Annotated in this window: 16 protein-coding genes; 6 read left to right on the forward strand and 10 right to left on the reverse strand. The window is 58.7% G+C overall.

Annotated elements, in window-relative coordinates:
• Window positions 1–541: 541 nt before the first annotated feature.
• The 7 genes from ACLHZ1_RS09010 to thrS all read right to left on the reverse strand — a co-directional run bounded on the left by ACLHZ1_RS09010 (window position 542) and on the right by thrS (window position 5,731).
• Window positions 542–904: a DUF7079 family protein gene (locus ACLHZ1_RS09010; RefSeq protein ID WP_427261803.1), complete on the reverse strand. Its 363-nt coding sequence runs from the start codon at window positions 902–904 to the stop codon at window positions 542–544.
• Complete coding sequence (locus ACLHZ1_RS09015; protein ID WP_323975890.1) at window positions 889–1,668, reverse strand: hypothetical protein; 780 nt, start codon at window positions 1,666–1,668, stop codon at window positions 889–891. Before ACLHZ1_RS09015 ends, ACLHZ1_RS09010 begins: the two co-directional genes overlap by 16 nt.
• Before the next feature lie 6 nt (window positions 1,669–1,674).
• Window positions 1,675–2,316, reverse strand: coding sequence for a type VI secretion system PAAR protein (locus ACLHZ1_RS09020; RefSeq protein ID WP_427261804.1), 642 nt, complete (start codon window positions 2,314–2,316; stop codon window positions 1,675–1,677).
• A 280-nt stretch (window positions 2,317–2,596) separates the two neighbouring features.
• Window positions 2,597–2,953 carry a 50S ribosomal protein L20 gene (rplT, locus tag ACLHZ1_RS09025; protein WP_005300683.1) on the reverse strand — a complete coding sequence of 119 codons (357 nt, stop codon included), beginning with the start codon at window positions 2,951–2,953 and terminating at the stop codon, window positions 2,597–2,599.
• Between the two features lie 14 nt (window positions 2,954–2,967).
• On the reverse strand, window positions 2,968–3,165 hold the full coding sequence (rpmI, locus tag ACLHZ1_RS09030; protein ID WP_005315535.1) for a 50S ribosomal protein L35: 198 nt from the start codon (window positions 3,163–3,165) through the stop codon (window positions 2,968–2,970).
• An 85-nt stretch (window positions 3,166–3,250) separates the two neighbouring features.
• Complete coding sequence (infC, locus tag ACLHZ1_RS09035) at window positions 3,251–3,799, reverse strand: translation initiation factor IF-3 (protein WP_041992478.1); 549 nt, start codon at window positions 3,797–3,799, stop codon at window positions 3,251–3,253.
• Window positions 3,800–3,802: 3 nt separating this feature from the next.
• Window positions 3,803–5,731, reverse strand: coding sequence for a threonine--tRNA ligase (gene thrS, locus ACLHZ1_RS09040; RefSeq protein WP_427261805.1), 1,929 nt, complete (start codon window positions 5,729–5,731; stop codon window positions 3,803–3,805).
• 379 nt (window positions 5,732–6,110) lie between these two features.
• Between thrS and ACLHZ1_RS09045 the strand changes: the two genes are divergently transcribed.
• Window positions 6,111–6,323 (forward strand): hypothetical protein, encoded by a 213-nt coding sequence (locus ACLHZ1_RS09045; protein WP_408793388.1) that lies wholly within the window; start codon window positions 6,111–6,113, stop codon window positions 6,321–6,323.
• Window positions 6,324–6,327: 4 nt separating this feature from the next.
• Here the strand turns inward: ACLHZ1_RS09045 and ACLHZ1_RS09050 are convergent, their stop codons facing one another.
• Window positions 6,328–6,918 (reverse strand): tetratricopeptide repeat protein, encoded by a 591-nt coding sequence (locus tag ACLHZ1_RS09050; RefSeq protein ID WP_427261806.1) that lies wholly within the window; start codon window positions 6,916–6,918, stop codon window positions 6,328–6,330.
• Window positions 6,919–7,092: 174 nt separating this feature from the next.
• Between ACLHZ1_RS09050 and ACLHZ1_RS09055 the strand changes: the two genes are divergently transcribed.
• Window positions 7,093–8,145 carry a PA0069 family radical SAM protein gene (locus tag ACLHZ1_RS09055; protein WP_427261807.1) on the forward strand — a complete coding sequence of 351 codons (1,053 nt, stop codon included), beginning with the start codon at window positions 7,093–7,095 and terminating at the stop codon, window positions 8,143–8,145.
• Window positions 8,146–8,755: 610 nt separating this feature from the next.
• Here the strand turns inward: ACLHZ1_RS09055 and ACLHZ1_RS09060 are convergent.
• Entirely contained in the window at window positions 8,756–8,881 is a 126-nt protein-coding gene (locus tag ACLHZ1_RS09060; protein WP_408793391.1) for a hypothetical protein, read from the reverse strand.
• Between the two features lie 217 nt (window positions 8,882–9,098).
• Complete coding sequence (gene gyrA / locus ACLHZ1_RS09065) at window positions 9,099–11,849, reverse strand: DNA topoisomerase (ATP-hydrolyzing) subunit A (RefSeq protein ID WP_427261808.1); 2,751 nt, start codon at window positions 11,847–11,849, stop codon at window positions 9,099–9,101.
• Between the two features lie 186 nt (window positions 11,850–12,035).
• On the opposite strand from gyrA, the gene ubiG reads away from it, so the two are divergent.
• The 4 genes from ubiG to nrdB all read left to right on the forward strand — a co-directional run bounded on the left by ubiG (window position 12,036) and on the right by nrdB (window position 17,464).
• Window positions 12,036–12,752, forward strand: coding sequence for a bifunctional 2-polyprenyl-6-hydroxyphenol methylase/3-demethylubiquinol 3-O-methyltransferase UbiG (gene ubiG, locus ACLHZ1_RS09070; protein ID WP_408793394.1), 717 nt, complete (start codon window positions 12,036–12,038; stop codon window positions 12,750–12,752).
• A complete protein-coding gene (locus ACLHZ1_RS09075; protein WP_427261809.1) occupies window positions 12,752–13,438 on the forward strand; it encodes an HAD family hydrolase in 687 nt (228 codons plus the stop codon). The genes ubiG and ACLHZ1_RS09075 overlap by 1 nt, the downstream gene beginning before the upstream one ends.
• A gap of 543 nt (window positions 13,439–13,981) precedes the next feature.
• Entirely contained in the window at window positions 13,982–16,249 is a 2,268-nt protein-coding gene (gene nrdA, locus ACLHZ1_RS09080) for a class 1a ribonucleoside-diphosphate reductase subunit alpha (protein WP_427261810.1), read from the forward strand.
• 81 nt (window positions 16,250–16,330) lie between these two features.
• Entirely contained in the window at window positions 16,331–17,464 is a 1,134-nt protein-coding gene (nrdB, locus tag ACLHZ1_RS09085; protein ID WP_427261811.1) for a class Ia ribonucleoside-diphosphate reductase subunit beta, read from the forward strand.
• Window positions 17,465–17,470 lie beyond the last annotated feature (6 nt).

Genomic DNA, 17,470 nt, shown 5'->3' on the forward strand with positions numbered 1-17,470 from the left:
AGAGGGCCCCACATTGTGGGGCCCTCTTTTGTCTGCCTGACATCACCTGCCCATGGCCAGGGAATGCCGCATGGAAGGATTGCATCAGACAGCGCAGCATCATACCCAACACAGCCCCACGGGCGCCACCTCGCCCGACGGAAAGCCCACGGGCGCGCCTGCGTCACGGAATCCGCGCTCATCCGCTCCCGCCTGCGGGCTTCACCAGGAAAATTTTTTGCAAAAGTGGATTACCGCAAAACCATAGGTCCAGAGCGCGCCACATCAAGGATCCGCAGGGCGTTGAGGATCTGCAAAGAAGGATCTTTTTTGCGAAGTTTTACAGTTTGGTGAGGCATTAAACGGTCTAGGGAAAACCTAACTCGTTGAATGTATTGGAGTGAGCGTACTTTCCGTGGGAATTTGAATGTGAGAGCAGGATCTGCAAGTGTGCTTTAAACTAGCTAAAAAAAACTATAATTTCAACAGGTTAGCCATACTTAATGCTGATTTGATAACTGAAATTTTGCAGGCTTAAACAACAACACCTCTAGTCGCAACTTCATCTATTTTGAGTCAGCAGGGCAGATAGCTTACGCCATTCATCGCCATACTCTCTTCTAAGATATCGTTGTCTGATATTGATAATCCCCTTCCTGACCAAACCTGCACTTTTCTCTTTGGCTATGAGATCTTGGATATCACGCCACAGAGCTTCGCTTTCAAAACCAGACCAGATAGGTGGAACCGGAGAGAGGCCATTGCTGTAGCAAACTGGTGCAACCCACTCGAATAACACGGACTCAACATGATCCAAGGGGAAATTCCTGGCAACTGAAGCGATATAGTCATAGTCAACTTCGTTATCAACGAAGATGTCTGATAAAGCTTCGCACAAGTCCTTATCTGTCAGTTGATCTGCCAACGGGTAAATTCCTCTATTTCTTCATCAAGGCTATCGGCGACAACAGAGCCCGCCACACCACCTGCAATACTACCTAATAGAACCAAGGCGATTGCACAAAAAGGAGCACCAGGACCGCACACAGAAGATACTGCCAAACCGGCCAACCATCCTCCTGCAACACCACCGCCTATCTGCATCCCCTGCTTCACCGCTTCTTTAGGCTTGTTATCTGCATTGAGCACTGCGTGAGTAGCCAAAGCTGCAGTTACAATAACTCCTACCTTACCAAGAACTTTAAGGCGGCGATTTGCGGTGGTGAACTTGGGGTTATCGCGGGCAGATGACTCAATGATCTCGTAATGAATCGCCCCTTTCTGCTGAGCAGACAAGCTTTTGAAATCCTTACCAAACTTCTTCTTGGCGTACTTATCAAACAACTGATCCAAAGACGGTGGTGCTTTTTTATGACGCTCAGCCAAGGCTAACCCTTGAGCAGAGGTATATTTTCTATGTTCAGCCATGATCTGATTGCGCATCTCATAGCAAAACTCCGCAGCCTCTTTTACCGATATTTTCTTCGCCGCAGCCAACTGCTTGACCTCTGTAACAACTCTCTTGATGTTCGAGGTATAACTGCTTCTTACATTTGCATCACTAATTGCATCAGTAGAGAACTTGATTGCAGCTCCTTCAAAAGCGGCCAATGCTTTGCTTAAAACGGGATCTTCAACTGGATGTTGCTGCTTTGCCGAAAAACTACCATCTACTTGTGCGTATGCCATACACCATTACCCGATGATTTTTCCAAGTAATACTTCCGCTAAACTTTGGCCAATTTGTTCATGCTCAAAGCTCTCAACTTCTAGCTTCACGCACGTAGCTCCCGAGATAGACGAAAACATCACCTGATTCTGCTGATTGAATTGACCCTGAACCACAGAACCATCGTCCAGGGTAGCTATGCACTTGACGCCATCGTAATCAAACGTTGCTGGCATGGTGAAGCCAATCCACTTTGCACTTGAGAGAAGGGAAGAAATTGATGAACTGCCTCCTGGTCCAGAGTCACCAACAGTGACGGTACCACTACCAATGATGACCCCTCCGCAAGAAATCCCTTTGCCAGTAAAGGCCAGTGGTTTCCCATTTACAAAAACGCTGCTTGAGCCCGCAGCTATTTCTCTAGGATGAGGCGGGTGATTTGGCTTGTCGTGAGGCTCAAGGGGATCACCGACTCTTGCAGCAGGCAAGCCATCAATAAAAACATCTGGAGAACCTGCTGTCACTTTTGTAGGCCGAAAACCATCGTGGTCTGTACCAATGTCGCCGACCTTTGCTGCGTTGCCCATCAATAAACCCAAGTGAATCCATTTAAGAGCCACAGTATGAGTAATAATGTCGCACGTCAATATCAAGATATTGAAATCCAATAGACGTCACAGACTCAAACAAGCTCTGTCAATAACTGACGAGTCAAGGCAGATACCACCAACAGTGTTGGCCTAAGAGCATTATCCAGGTAAACGGAGGAGAGACTCGGCGATGATCACAGTACTCGAGGTGAAACTGACAGAACTGCCGGAGTGACCACATAAATGAAAAGCGTGGACATAATGTGGACGATGAAAATAGAAAACCACTATAAAACAATAATTTACAGATACAAAAAAGGAGGCCTGAGCCTCCTTTTCGTTTCATAACAGAACCGGATTAAACCAGTGCTGCTTTAGCCTTTTCAACCAGGGCGGTGAAAGCCAGCTTGTCGTGAACGGCGATATCGGACAGGATCTTGCGATCGATCTCGATAGAAGCTTTCTTCAGGCCGTTGATCAGACGGCTGTAGGACAGACCGTTCTGACGGGCTGCCGCGTTGATACGGGCAATCCACAGTTGACGGAACTGACGCTTCTTCTGGCGACGGTCACGGTAGGCATACTGACCAGCTTTGGTTACCGCTTGTACCGCTACGCGGTAGACACGGGAACGGGCGCCGTAGTAACCCTTGGCGGCTTTCATTACTTTCTTGTGACGAGCGCGAGCGGTCACACCACGTTTAACTCTTGGCATTTTTCACATCCCCCTTATGCGTACGGCAGACAGGCAACAACACGTTTGTGGTCAGCAGCAGAGACCATGAACTTCGGTCCCAGCTTGCGCTTACGCTTGCTGCTCTTCTTGGTCAGGATGTGACGCAGGTGGTTATGCTTGCACTTGAAGCGGCCGGAGCCAGTCTTCTTGAAGCGCTTCGCAGCACCCCGGTTGGTTTTCATCTTCGGCATTTTATACTCCGCATTGTGAGTGACAACAAAATCGCAAGGCGAACCGACTCATGGGACTAACCCATGAGTCAATTTCTTGTGGGCCTTAAGATTTCTTCTTAGGTGCGAGAACCATCACAGCTTGACGGCCTTCGACTTTCGGGAACGACTCGACTACGGCCAGCTCTTCCAGATCGTTCTTGACGCGCTCCAGAACCTTGATACCAAGATCCTGGTGGGCCATTTCACGACCACGGAAGCGCAGGGTGACCTTCGCCTTGTCCCCGTCTTCCAGAAAGCGAACCAGGTTGCGTAGTTTTACCTGATAGTCGCCTTCGTCTGTACCAGGACGGAATTTGATTTCCTTGACCTGGACAACTTTCTGCTTCTTCTTCTGTTCTTTGGTTGTTTTGCTCTTTTCGTAGAGGAATTTGCCGTAATCCATGATTCGGCAAACGGGCGGTTCAGCGTTAGGGCTGATCTCGACCAGATCCACTCCAGCTTCAACGGCTAAGTTCAATGCATCTTGGATACCAACGACACCCAAAGGCTCGCCATCTATACCAGTCAAACGAACTTCTTTCAGACGAATCTCGGTATTGATCCGGTGAGCGCGGGCTTGCGGTTGCTTGCCCAGTTTTTTTCCGCCTTTTATAGCTTATTCCTCCACTTTCTTTTGTCCGCGGGTCTGAACTTCCTGGGTCAGCAGAGCAATCAGCTCGTCTACAGGATAAGTGCCCAGGTCAGCCCCTTTACGAGTCCGTACTGCAATCTTGCCGGCTTCAACTTCTTTGTCGCCGCAGACCAGCATGAAAGGTACTCGTTTCAAAGTATGCTCGCGGATTTTAAAGCCAATCTTCTCATTTCTCAAGTCCGCTTTTGCGCGAAGGCCCGCATCATTCAATGCTTTGGCCACTTTCACCGCATAATCGGCCTGATTATCCGTGATATTCATCACCACGGCCTGAGTCGGGGCCAACCAGGTCGGGAACAGTCCGGCGTACTCTTCGGTCAGGATGCCGATAAAGCGCTCGATGGAACCCAGGATGGCGCGATGTATCATCACGGGAACGTGACGCTCGTTGTCTTCGCCGACATAAGTGGCGCCAAGACGGCCCGGCAGGGCGAAATCGAGCTGCACTGTACCACACTGCCAGGCGCGATCCAGGCAATCGTGCAGGGTAAATTCGATCTTGGGTCCGTAGAAGGCCCCCTCACCCGGCTGCAGATCGTACTTCAGGCCGTTCACCTCGAGGGCTTCGGCCAGGGCGGCCTCGGCGCGATCCCAGGCTTCATCGGATCCGATGCGCTGCTCGGGACGGGTGGAGAGCTTGACCACGATATTCTCGAAGCCAAAGGTGCCGTAGACGTCATAGACCATGCGGATACAGGCGGACACCTCTTCCATCACCTGCGCTTCGCTACAGAAGATGTGGGCATCATCCTGGGTAAATCCGCGCACCCGCATCAGGCCGTGCAGGGAACCTGACGGCTCGTTGCGGTGGCAGGAGCCAAACTCGGCCATGCGCAGGGGCAGATCGCGGTAGGACTTCAGACCCTGGTTGAAGATCTGGACGTGGCCCGGGCAGTTCATCGGCTTGATGGCGTACTCGCGGTTCTCGGACTGGGTGGTGAACATGCCTTGCGCATATTTGTCCCAGTGGCCGGAGCGCTCCCACAAGACGCGATCCATCATGGAGGGGCCTTTCACCTCCTGATAGTCATACTCGCGCAGTTTGCTGCGCATGAAGCTTTCCAGCTCACGGAAGATGGTCCAGCCGTCGTTGTGCCAGAACACCATGCCGGGGGCCTCTTCCTGCATGTGATAGAGGTCGAGCTGCTTGCCAATCTTGCGGTGGTCGCGCTTGGCGGCCTCTTCCAGACGTTGCAGATAGGCCTTGAGTTGCTTCTTGTCGGCCCAGGCGGTGCCGTAGATGCGCTGCAGCATCTTGTTGTTGGAATCGCCACGCCAGTAGGCGCCGGACATCTTCTGCAGCTTGAAATGGTGGCAGTGACGCATGTTGGGCACGTGGGGGCCCCGGCACATGTCGATGTACTCTTCGTGATGATAAAGACCGGGCTGGTCATCACGGGCAATATTCTGATCCAGGATCTCGACCTTGTAGGTCTCGCCGCGGGCGGCGAACACGTCACGCGCCTCCTGCCAGGAGACTCTCTTCTTGATGACGTCGTAATCCTTGCCTGCCAGCTCCAGCATGCGCGCTTCGAGCGCCGCCATGTCTTCTTCTGTCAGGGTATGGTCAAGGTCCACATCATAATAGAAACCATTATCGATGACGGGGCCGATGGCCATCTTGGTCTGGGGCCAGAGCTGCTTGATGGCATGACCCAGCAGGTGAGCACAGGAGTGACGCAGGATCTCCAGACCTTCTTCGTCTTTGGCGGTGATGATGGAGAGCTGCGCATCGGCTTCGATCAGCTCGCAGGCATCCACCAGTTCACCGTTTACCCGGCCGGCAATGCACGCCTTGGCGAGACCCGGACCTATGTCCGCGGCCACGTCCATGACGGAAACGGCGTGGGCAAATTGACGTTGACTGCCGTCAGGCAGAGTAATGATTGGCATTGTGTGTTTCCTTATACAGTGGTGCCCCCTACCAAAGGGCACATGTAATAGTAAAAATTCCTTCAGATTCAAGCTCATCTCCCTGGTGTTTCACCGTAAACCAAACGGTTGGTACACAGAGAGATACCCAGGCTGTCGTGGGCCTCATGCTATCGCCTATCAGGATCCACCGGGGATTGTATCAGACGTGACAACTCAGACAAGTTACCCTGCCGATTTTGCATGGTGTCCCTGCCCTGGCGCGGCGGCACATGCACCGTCAGCCGCCGCACGGTGCCCGCATGCGATGGCAGTGCACCTGGCAGGCAATCCCTTGGCGCCCTCCCCCCCTGCCTGTGCTAGCTTTCCAGATAGGAACAGGCCCGAGAAGGAGAAAGCGATGTACACCTATGACGTATCGTTTGTGGAGCACGCGGAGAAGATCATTCACCCGGATCACCTGCTGACGACACACTGCCCGGTCCATCTCGGTGAGCTGGTGATCCTGAGTGATGGCAGCAAGCGCGAGGTCTGCAGCATAGTGCACAGTGCCGATCGCAGCACTCTCTATGTCACCGAGGTCACCCCGGGCAAGGTCAGCGCCAGTCGCTGAGCCCCTAACCGGCACTCAGGAAGGCGTGAGCGTCGAAGTCGAAGGTGCCGCGCCCCTCCTCGGCCAGCGCCAGCTCCTGCAATACCGTGAGTGCCAGCTTGTTGCCCTGCTGGGCAGCCTGATAGAGCCACTGCCTGGCCCCGGCCATGTCGACCCGACCGTTGGCCCCCATCAGATGCAGTACCCCGACCTTGAGCATGGCGGGCACATCACCGCTCTGGGCTGATTGCTCCATCCAGCGAAATGCCTCGTGCAAATCCCGCGTCACCCCGCGGCCATGCAGATAGAGCTCCGCCAGTCGATATTGGCCAAAGGCATCCCCCGCCTGCGCCGCCTGACGATAGAGATTGATGGCGCGATCCATATCCTGCTCGCTCCCCTGCCCCAGCTCGTGGCTCCAGCCCATCAGCGCCTGGGCGCGGGGAACCCCCTGCTCGGCCAGGGGTTGCCAAATGCTGACGGCCTGTTCGATCTGGCCCACCCGCCAGGCCCGCTGACCCTGTGCCAGGGCCTGCTCGGTGGAGAGCGGGAGCAGGCGCCAGGCGACCAGGGCAATGGCGCCGATAAACAGCCAGCGGTAAGTGGTGGGACTCATGATGATGTCCGTGATCCGGTTCGCATTTTGTCTATGTAAACGAAATGTAGCGACAGTTCAAGCAAGAGATCCCGTTCTTTGGCCGAGTGAAATAAGGGGAGACTGGCGGACTTGATGTTTGCCACCACCCCTTGCAAAATAACTGTACATATAAACAGTAGTTTGTGTGATGAAATGGCAGGACGAGGCAGCCCCCACAATGTCGATCACCGCTTCAGCGGCCCGCAGATCCTGGCCGTCGACGATGGCTGGCCGCAAACAGCGCAGCCCGAGTTCGAGCTCCCGGCGCCCCAGACCCAGGTGCGCGAGATCCAGGCCAGGAGCATCATCAGCCACAATCTCTCGCCGGACGTCCCCTTCAGCCGTTCCATCAACCCCTATCAGGGGTGCGAGCATGGCTGCATCTACTGTTATGCCAGACCCAGCCACGCCTATCTGGAGCTCTCTCCAGGACTGGATTTCGAGACCAGGCTGTTTGCCAAGATCAACGCCGCCGAACTGTTGCGGCGGGAATTTGCCAAGCCGGGCTATCAGCCGCAGACCATAGTACTCGGGGCCAATACCGATCCCTACCAGCCCATAGAGCACCACTACCGCCTCACCCGCGAGCTGCTGGAGGTGATGCTGGCCCACCGCCATCCGGTGGGACTCATCACCAAGAGCGCCATGATATTGCGCGACCTCGACCTGCTGCAGGCCCTGGCCGAGCGAGGACTGTGCCGCATCATGATCTCGGTGACCACCCTGGACGAGACCCTCAGGCGCCGGCTCGAGCCCAGGGCCAGCACGGGACAGGGACGTCTGGCGGTGATCGACAAGCTGGCCCGGGCCGGGATACCAGTGGGCGTGCTGGCGGCCCCCATGATCCCCCGGCTCAACGAGTCCGAGCTCGAGCAGATCATTGGCGCCGCCGCCCTGCGAGGTGCCAGCCAGGCTGGTTACATATTGCTGCGCCTGCCCCATGAACTGGCCCCCCTCTTCTGCGACTGGCTGGACAGACACTACCCGCAGAAGAAGCAGGCCATCCTGAGCCAGCTGCGCGCCAGCCGGGAGGGGGCGCTCAACAGCCCGCAGTTCGGGGATCGCATGCGGGGCAGCGGCCCGTTTGCCGATCTGCTGGCCCAGCGCTTTCGGCTGATCTGCAAGCGCCTGGGACTGGCGCAGCGGCCGCCGCCCCTGGACATCACGGCCTTTCTCCGGCCCCATCAGCAGTTCGAACTGTTTTGAGCGAAGCGCCCTCCTCCATGACCTGCACACGCCCCTCGGCTGAGCAGACGCGATCGCCCCGATAGCACCACAAAAGCGCGAGATGGATCACCGCGGCTTAGTCCGTCGTCGCCGGAAGCTTCGGGTATGGGCGATAACGAGTGCGGCCCTGGAGAGATAAAAGCCGTGCCGACGCATATCCCACCGCTGCGGGGTCAAGAGCCACACATCATGGGGAACAGGGGTTATGAGCCAACCCTGGCGGCGCCTGCCAACGCAGAGTCAATCTGCTACTGTCAGGCACGGCGTCATCACAGGAAACAAGGGGGTTCGGGGGTTCGGGGGTTCGGGGGTTCGGGGGTTCGGGGGTTCGGGGGTTCGGGGGTTCGGGGGTTCGGGGGTTCGGGGGTTCGGGGGTTCGGGGGTTCGGGGGTTCGGGGGTTCGGAGTTCAGGATTATGCCCCGGTGGCGTCGCGGGATGGATGGCCTGCGCCTTGCCAACTGTCTCCCTGGCAGGCAGCCCTACCGGCCGCCGCTGTGCCTGACTTGTCCCCTGGCAGGAACAGTCCCTGGTCATGGGCGGGAGCATGTCTCGACGCTGCCCGCAGTACACTGTCCCGAGCAGAACTGCTCAGGTGGAGGGGCCGCCCTTGAGCAGCTCGACCGGGATCCGGGATGGCTCGAATGCCACCAGATCTTCCTCCTGCTCGGGTCCCGCCTCGTTCCCGAACCACTTCGACCACCAGAGTTGTAACATCGCTGACTCCTCGACATGACACGACACCGGTTGATGTCCAGCGCAGCTTAAGGGGACGCCATGACAGCCTGATGACAGCCAGACACGCAAAAAGGGCATCTGCCGATGCCCCATAAAGAAGAGCGCCCAGAGGCGCTCTTCTTGCGAGAAATGATCAGCCCTGGATGTGGCGAGCGAGGAAATCATGATCCCGCCTCATCAGGGCCGTGCCATCCCCTTACTCGTCGCTACCACCCGGCTCGGAGGTCACGTCGCCTTCGGCGGCGGCATCGGTCTCGACCGACTCGCCATCCACCAGGACGTCGTTCTCTTCCTCGTCGCTCTCGGCGATGCGCTGCAGGCCGACCACGGTCTCGTCTTCACCGGTACGGATCAGACGCACACCGCCGGTGTTGCGGCCTATGATGCTCACTTCGCTCACGCGAGTACGCACCAGGGTGCCGCCGTTGGTGATCAGCATGATCTGGTCGGTATCCTCGACCTGGATCGCATCGATCACCTTGCCGTTGCGCTCGTCCACCTTGATGGAGCGAACGCCCTGGGTACCGCGGCTCTTGGTCGGGTACTCGTCCAGCGCGGTACGCTTGCCGTAACCGTTCTCGGTAGCGGTGAGGATGGCCCCTTCACCGCGCGGAACGATGAGGGAGACCACGTGGTCACCGGCGCCCAGCTTGATGCCGCGCACGCCGGCGGCAGTACGGCCCATGGGACGCACGCCCTTGAAGGTGCCCTTGCTCTCGGTGCCGTCGGCGCCTTCAGTGCTCTCGCTGCCATCGTCGTCGTTGCCGGCGTCGTCGTCGGTTTCGACGTCATCGCTGGCATCCGCATCGGCGCGGCCGCTGCCTTCAGCGAAGCGAACCACCTTGCCCGCGTCGGAGAAGAGCATGATCTCGTTGCTGCCGTCGGTGATGTCCACCCCGATCAGCTCATCACCCTCTTTGAGGTTGATGGCGCGAATACCGGAGGAGAGCGGACGGCTGAAGTCGGACAGGCTGGTCTTCTTCACGGTACCGTTGGCGGTGGCGAAGAAGACGTACTTGTCGGCATCATATTCCTTCACCGGCAGGATGGCGGTGATGCGCTCACCCTCGTCCAGCGGCAGCAGGTTGATGATGGGACGACCACGGGCGCCGCGGGACGCTTCCGGCAGCTGGTAGACCTTGAGCCAGTACACCTTGCCGCGGGTGGAGAAGCACAGGATGGTGTCGTGGGTGTTGGCCACCAGCAGACGCTCCACAAAGTCTTCTTCCTTGATCCGGGTGGCCGACTTGCCACGACCACCGCGGCGCTGGGCCTCGTAGTCGGAGAGCGGCTGATACTTCACATAGCCCTGGTGAGACAGGGTGACGACCACGTCTTCCGGGGTGATCAGATCCTCGATGTTGATCTCGGCGCTGGACATGCTGATCTCGGTGCGACGCTCGTCGCCGTATTGCTCGCGCACGGCCAGCAGTTCGTCACGGATCACTTCCATCAGGCGCTCGGGGCTGGCCAGGATGTGCAGCAGCTCGGCGATGAGATCCAGCAGAGACTGGTACTCTTCCAGGATCTTCTCGTGCTCGAGGCCAGTCAGCTTGTGCAGACGCAGGTCAAGAATGGCCTGGGCCTGGATCTCGGTCAGGAAGTACTGCCCTTCACGGATGCCGAACTCCGGCTCCAGCCACTCGGGACGAGCCGCGTCGTCGCCGGCTTTCTCCAGCATGGCGGCCACGTTGCCGAGCTCCCAGCCTTTGGCCACCAGCGCCGCTTTCGCATCCGCCGGGGTCGCGCTGTGGCGAATGAGCTCTATGATGGGGTCTATGTTGGCCAGCGCCACCGCCAACCCTTCCAGGATGTGGGCCCGATCCCGCGCCTTGCGCAGCTCGAACACGGTCCTGCGGGTCACCACCTCACGGCGGTGCAGCAGGAAGGCATCCAGGATTTCTTTAAGGTTCATCACCTTGGGCTGGTTGTTGTCCAGCGCCACCATGTTGATGCCGAACGTGGTCTGCATCTGGGTGTGCTTGTAGAGATTGTTCAGCACAATCTCGCCAGACTCGCCGCGCTTGATCTCGATGACGATGCGCATGCCGTCCTTGTCGGACTCATCGCGCAGGGCGCTGATGCCCTCGATCTTCTTCTCTTTGACCAGCTCGGCGATCTTCTCGATCAGGCGAGCCTTGTTCACCTGATAGGGGATCTCGTGGACGATGATGGTCTCGCGACCGCTCTTCTCGTCCACTTCCACCTCGGCCTTGGCGCGCACATAGACGGAGCCGCGACCGGTCCGGTACGCCTGGATGATGCCGGAGCGGCCGTTGATGATGCCACCGGTGGGGAAGTCGGGGCCGGTGACATAGGTCATCAGCTCGTCGACGGTGAGCTCGCCATTCTCGATCAGCGCCAGACAGCCGTTGACTATCTCGGTGAGGTTGTGAGGGGGAATGTTGGTCGCCATGCCCACCGCGATACCGGAGGAGCCGTTGATCAACAGGGTGGGCACCTTGGTGGGCATGACAGCCGGGATCATCTCGGTGCCGTCGTAGTTGGGCACCCAGTCCACGGTTTCTTTGTCCAGATCGGCCAGCAGCTCGTGGGAGATGCGCGCCATCCGCACTTCGGTGTAACGCATGGCCGCGGCGTTGTCGCCGTCAACCGAACCGAAGTTGCCCTGACCATCGACCAGCATGTAACGCATGGAAAAATCCTGCGCCATCCGGACTATGGTGTCATACACGGCACTGTCGCCGTGGGGGTGGTATTTACCAATTACGTCACCGACCACACGGGCCGATTTTTTATAGGGCTTGTTCCAGTCATTCCCCAACTCGTTCATTGCATACAGAACGCGGCGGTGAACCGGTTTCAAGCCATCACGCACATCCGGCAGAGCTCGTCCTACGATCACGCTCATGGCGTAATCAAGATAGGAACTCTTGAGCTCTTCTTCGATGTTGACCGGCGTGATCTCTCTGGCCAGATCGCTCATAGAAAGCCTTAATCCCTAATTAGTTGTTCTTTGGCTTAAACAGCGCGACATGGTAACACAGCAAGGGCGATTGCTTAAGTCGGAAATCGGGCTGGTTTGCATAAGTCGCTTCGTTATAATGCCCGCCAGGACAATAGATTGCGCGCGCCCTGCCCGCTGCGCGCCCCGCCACAGGATCTTGCCAAGATGAACACTGACGCCAACGTCGATCTGACAGAAATTGCCAAATTCGAAGCCATTGCCTCCCGCTGGTGGGACATGGAGGGAGAGTTCAAGCCACTGCATCAAATCAACCCGGTGCGCCTTGACTGGATCACCGACAAGAGCGGCGGCCTGTTTGGCAAGCGCGTGCTCGACATCGGCTGCGGCGGCGGCATCCTCTCCGAGAGCATGGCCCGCCGCGGCGCCCGGGTCACCGGCATCGACATGGGCAAGGAGCCCCTCGGGGTGGCGCGCCTGCACGCCCTGGAGCAAGGGGTGGAACTGGAATACCGCCAGATGACCGCCGAGGAGCACGCCAGCGAGGCCCCCGGCCAATACGATCTGGTCACCTGCATGGAGATGCTCGAGCACGTGCCGGATCCGGCCTCGGTGCTGCGCGCCATCGCCACCCTGGTGCGACCGGGCGGCCGAGTGGTGGTCTCCACCATCAACCGCAATCCCAAGTCGTTCCTGATGATGATCGTCGGCGCCGAGTACTTGCTGAAGATGGTGCCCAAGGGCACCCATGACCACAAAAAATTCATCACCCCCGCCGAGCTGTGTCGCATGGGGGAGGCGGCAGGCCTCTTGGTGCGGGACATGAGCGGCGTCCACTATTCGCCGCTGACCGGCCACTTCAAGCTGGGGGCGAATGTCGACGTCAACTACATGGTGGAGTTTGTCCGCCCGGAGCAGGGCTGATGAGCGCCCCCCGCCCCCAGCCCCTGCGCTGCGTGCTGTTCGATCTGGACGGTACCCTGCTCGACACGGCCCCGGATCTGGGGGCCGCCGTCAACCATGTGCTGATAAGCGAAGGCTTTGCTCCCCTGCCCGAGGCCATCATCCGCCAGACCACCTCCCACGGGGCGCTCGGGCTGCTCAGGGCGGGCCTGGGGGACGAACTGCTCGAAGAGCTCGGCGCCACTCGCCTTCGCACCGCCCTGCTCGACTACTACGCCGCCAACCTCTGCGTCGGCACCCGCCCCTATGAGGGGATGCTGGACCTCATCGCATGGCTGGATGAAAAAGCGCTGCCCTGGGGCATCGTCACCAACAAGCCGGGCTTTCTCACGAAGCCGCTGCTGGCGGCCCTGCCGGCCCTTGCCAGCTGCGGCGTGGCGGTCAGTGCCGACACCCTGCCGGTGCGCAAGCCCGACCCCGCCCCCATGTTCTTTGCCTGCGAGCGGCTCGGTGTGGAGGCAGCTCACTGCCTCTACGTGGGGGATCATGTGCGCGACATCGAGGCGGGGCGCAACGCCGGCATGCGCACCGCGGTGGCCGGCTGGGGCTATCTGAGCGATGACGAGGACACCGCCGCCTGGGGCGCGGATCTGCACTTTGATACGGTGCAGGGGCTGCATCACTGGTTGCGCTATGAACTGGGCTGAGTCGCCACGGCCCGGGCAGGGCGTCATCATCGCCTTGCTGCCCGTTATCCATCAGGACGCCTGACCGCCCGCCCCGTCGCAGCCCCCCTGAACAAGGGGCAGCTCCTCTGCCAGGGGCCGGAGCATGTGCCAGCCCATGCCACCTGTGGCGACCACTTTTGGCGCGGATCGCACAGGGATTGTGCAAGGTTCCGAGGGGCGATGGCGACTAGTAAAAAGGGGCTGGTTTCGCAAGCAAAAAAAGTTATTTTAATTTTCCATCTTTGATCCCGGAGCGCGCGTGTCAGGGATCGGACGAAGGAAAACCCGTTCGCTGTGAGTAGTCACTAACAGTTGCCATGACACCCACAATTTATCCACAGCCCTCTCCCCATCCATGCGTTGCAAAGCGGTGATGACCTCACTATCTTGTAGCTCGCATTCAAAATAACACTACATCTTGTGTCTCACCGCATCTCGCCCCACTAGAAAAGAGGGGTGGGTCTGCTTGCTTGTCAAGCCTTGCGATGAGTTTTTCGGGAATCAACAAAAGGTCATCAGCCAATGAACTTGTTTGTGACGAAGCGTAACGGCCACAAAGAACCCATCGATCTGGATAAAATTCACCGCGTGCTCGACTGGGCCGCCGAGGGACTCGACAACGTGTCTGTCTCCCAGGTGGAGCTCAAGTCCCACATCCAGTTCTATGACGGCATCCGTACCGCCGACATCCACGAAACCGTCATCAAGGCCGCTGCTGACCTGATCTCCGAACAGAGCCCTGATTACCAGTACATGGCCGCCCGCCTGGCCATCTTCCACCTGCGCAAGAAGGCCTACGGCCAGTTCGAGCCGCCCCACCTCTACCAGCACGTCGCCCGTCTGGTAGACATGGGCAAGTACGACAAGCACCTGCTTGAGGACTATACCCAGGCCGAATTCGAGGAGCTCAACGAGCACCTGGATCACTGGCGTGACATGGACTTCTCCTACGCTGCCGTCAAGCAGCTGGAAGGCAAGTACCTGGTGCAGAACCGCGTCACCGGCGAGATCTACGAGAGTCCGCAGTTCCTCTACATCCTGGTGGCGGCCTGCCTCTTCTCCAAGTACCCGAAAGATACCCGTCTGGACTACATCAAGCGCTTCTACGATGCGGTCTCGACCTTCAAGATCTCCCTGCCCACCCCCATCATGAGTGGCGTGCGCACCCCGACTCGTCAGTTCAGCTCCTGCGTGCTGATCGAGTGCGATGACAGCCTGGATTCCATCAACGCCACCGCCAGCGCCATCGTGCGCTACGTCTCCCAGCGCGCCGGCATCGGCATCAACGCCGGCCGCATCCGTGGCCTGGGCAGCCCCATCCGTGGCGGCGAAGCCTTCCACACCGGCTGCATCCCCTTCTACAAGTACTTCCAGACTGCGGTGAAGTGCTGCTCCCAGGGCGGCGTGCGCGGCGGTGCCGCCACCCTCTTCTACCCCCTGTGGCACACAGAGGTGGAGAGCCTGCTGGTCCTCAAGAACAACCGCGGCGTGGAAGAGAACCGGGTCCGTCACATGGACTACGGCGTGCAGATCAACAAGCTGATGTACCAGCGCCTCATCAAGGGCGGCGACATCACATTGTTCTCCCCCTCCGATGCGCCGGGTCTGTACGACGCCTTCTTCGCGGATCAGGACAAGTTCGAGCAGCTCTACGTCAAGTACGAGCAGGATCCGTCCATTCGCAAGAAGACCCTCAAGGCGGTGGATCTCTTCTCCCTGATGATGCAGGAGCGCGCCGGTACCGGTCGCATCTACATCCAGAACGTGGATCACTGCAACACCCACAGCCCCTTCGATCCGAGCGTGGCCCCGGTGCGCCAGTCCAACCTCTGTCTCGAGATTGCGCTGCCCACCAAGCCGCTCAACAACGTGGATGACGAAGAGGGCGAGATCGCCCTGTGCACCCTGTCTGCCTTCAACCTCGGCGCCATCGAGAAGCTGGAAGACCTGGAAGAGATGGCCGATCTGGCGGTGCGCGCCCTGGATGCCCTGCTCGACTATCAGGACTACCCGCTCAAGGCCGCGATGAAGGGCAGCATGAACCGCCGCACCCTGGGGATAGGCGTCATCAACTACGCCTACTACCTGGCCAAGAACGGCGCCCGCTACTCCGACGGCTCAGGTCTGGCCCTGACCCACCGCACCTTCGAGGCGATCCAGTACTATCTGCTCAAGGCCTCAGTGCAGCTGGCCCGCGAGTTCGGCCCCTGCCCGGCCTTTGGCGAGACCACCTACGCCCAGGGTATCCTGCCCATCGATACCTACAAGAAGGATCTGGACGCCCTGTGCAACGAGCCGCTGCACCTGGACTGGGAAGCACTGCGCAACGACATCAAGACGGTGGGGCTGCGCAACTCCACCCTGACCGCCCTGATGCCGAGCGAGACCTCCAGCCAGATCTCCAATGCCACCAACGGCATAGAGCCGCCCCGTGGCCTGGTGTCGGTCAAGGCCTCCAAGGACGGCATCCTCAAGCAGGTGGTGCCCGAGTACGAGCGCCTCAAGGATCAGTACGAACTGCTGTGGAAGCAGCCGAGCGTCGACGGTTACCTGCAGCTGGTCGGCATCATGCAGAAGTTTGTGGATCAGGCGATCTCCGCCAACACCAACTACGACCCGGCCCGCTTCGAAGGCAACAAGGTGCCGATGAAGCAGCTGCTCAAAGACTTGCTGACCGCCTACAAATACGGCCTCAAGACCCTCTACTATCACAACACCCGTGATGGGGCGGACGACACCCAGACCGATCTGCAAGATGACGGTTGTGCGGGTGGGGCTTGCAAGATATAACCGCCAGCAAACATTGATTGACACCGAGCGGGAGCCAAGCCTCCCGCTTCCCCGTTTCTGCTAGTTAAGACATTGGACATCATGGCCTATTCAACTTTCTGCCAAACCCAAAACGACCAGCTCAAGGAGCCGATGTTCTTCGGTCAATCGGTCAACGTGGCCCGTTACGATCAGCAAAAATATGACGTGTTCGAGCGGCTGATCGAGAAGCAGCTCTCCTTCTTCTGGCGCCCGGAAGAGGTGGACGTCTCCCACGACCGCATCGACTACCAGGCGCTGCCGCCCCACGAGCAGCACATCTTCATCTCCAACCTGAAGTACCAGACTCTGCTGGACTCCATCCAGGGCCGCAGCCCGAACGTGGCCCTGCTGCCCCTGGTCTCCATCCCGGAGCTGGAGACCTGGATCGAGACCTGGGCCTTCTCCGAGACCATCCACTCTCGCTCCTACACCCACATCATTCGCAACATCGTCAACTCCCCTTCCCAGGTGTTTGACGACATCGTCACCAACGAGCAGATCCTGAAGCGCGCCGGCTCCATCAGCCACTTCTACGACGATCTGATCGAGGCGACCGCCCTCTACAACCTGCACGGTGAAGGGACCCACACAGTCGCAGGCCGCGCGCTGACCATCAGCCTGCATGAGCTCAAGAAGAAGCTCTATCTGTGCCTGATGAGCGTCAACGCCCTGGAGGCGATCCGCTTCTACGTCAGCTTCGCCTGTTCGTTTGCCTTCGCCGAGCGCGAGCTGATGGAGGGCAACGCCAAGATCATCAAGATGATCGCCCGTGACGAGGCGCTGCACCTGACCGGGACCCAGCATATGCTGAACCTGATGCGCAGCGGCCAGGACGATCCCGAGATGGCCGAGATAGCGCGAGAGTGCGAACAGGCCTGCTTCGACATCTTCAAGGAAGCGGCGGAGCAGGAGAAGGAGTGGGCCGAATACCTGTTCCAGGACGGCTCCATGATCGGCCTGAACAAGGACATCCTCTGCCAGTACGTGGAATACATCACCAACCTGCGCATGGCGGCCGTCGGCCTGCAACCAGCCTTTGTCGGCGCCAAGCAAAACCCCATCCCCTGGATCAACACCTGGCTCTCCTCCGACAACGTCCAGGTGGCGCCCCAGGAGGTGGAAGTGAGCTCCTACCTGGTGGGTCAGATAGACAGCGAAGTGAGCCACGAAGATCTGGGTGACTTCGAGCTGTGAGGGAGT

The sequence above is a fragment of the Aeromonas sobria genome, assembly GCF_050266975.1.
GTDB classification, from domain to species: Bacteria; Pseudomonadota; Gammaproteobacteria; order Enterobacterales; family Aeromonadaceae; genus Aeromonas; species Aeromonas sobria_B.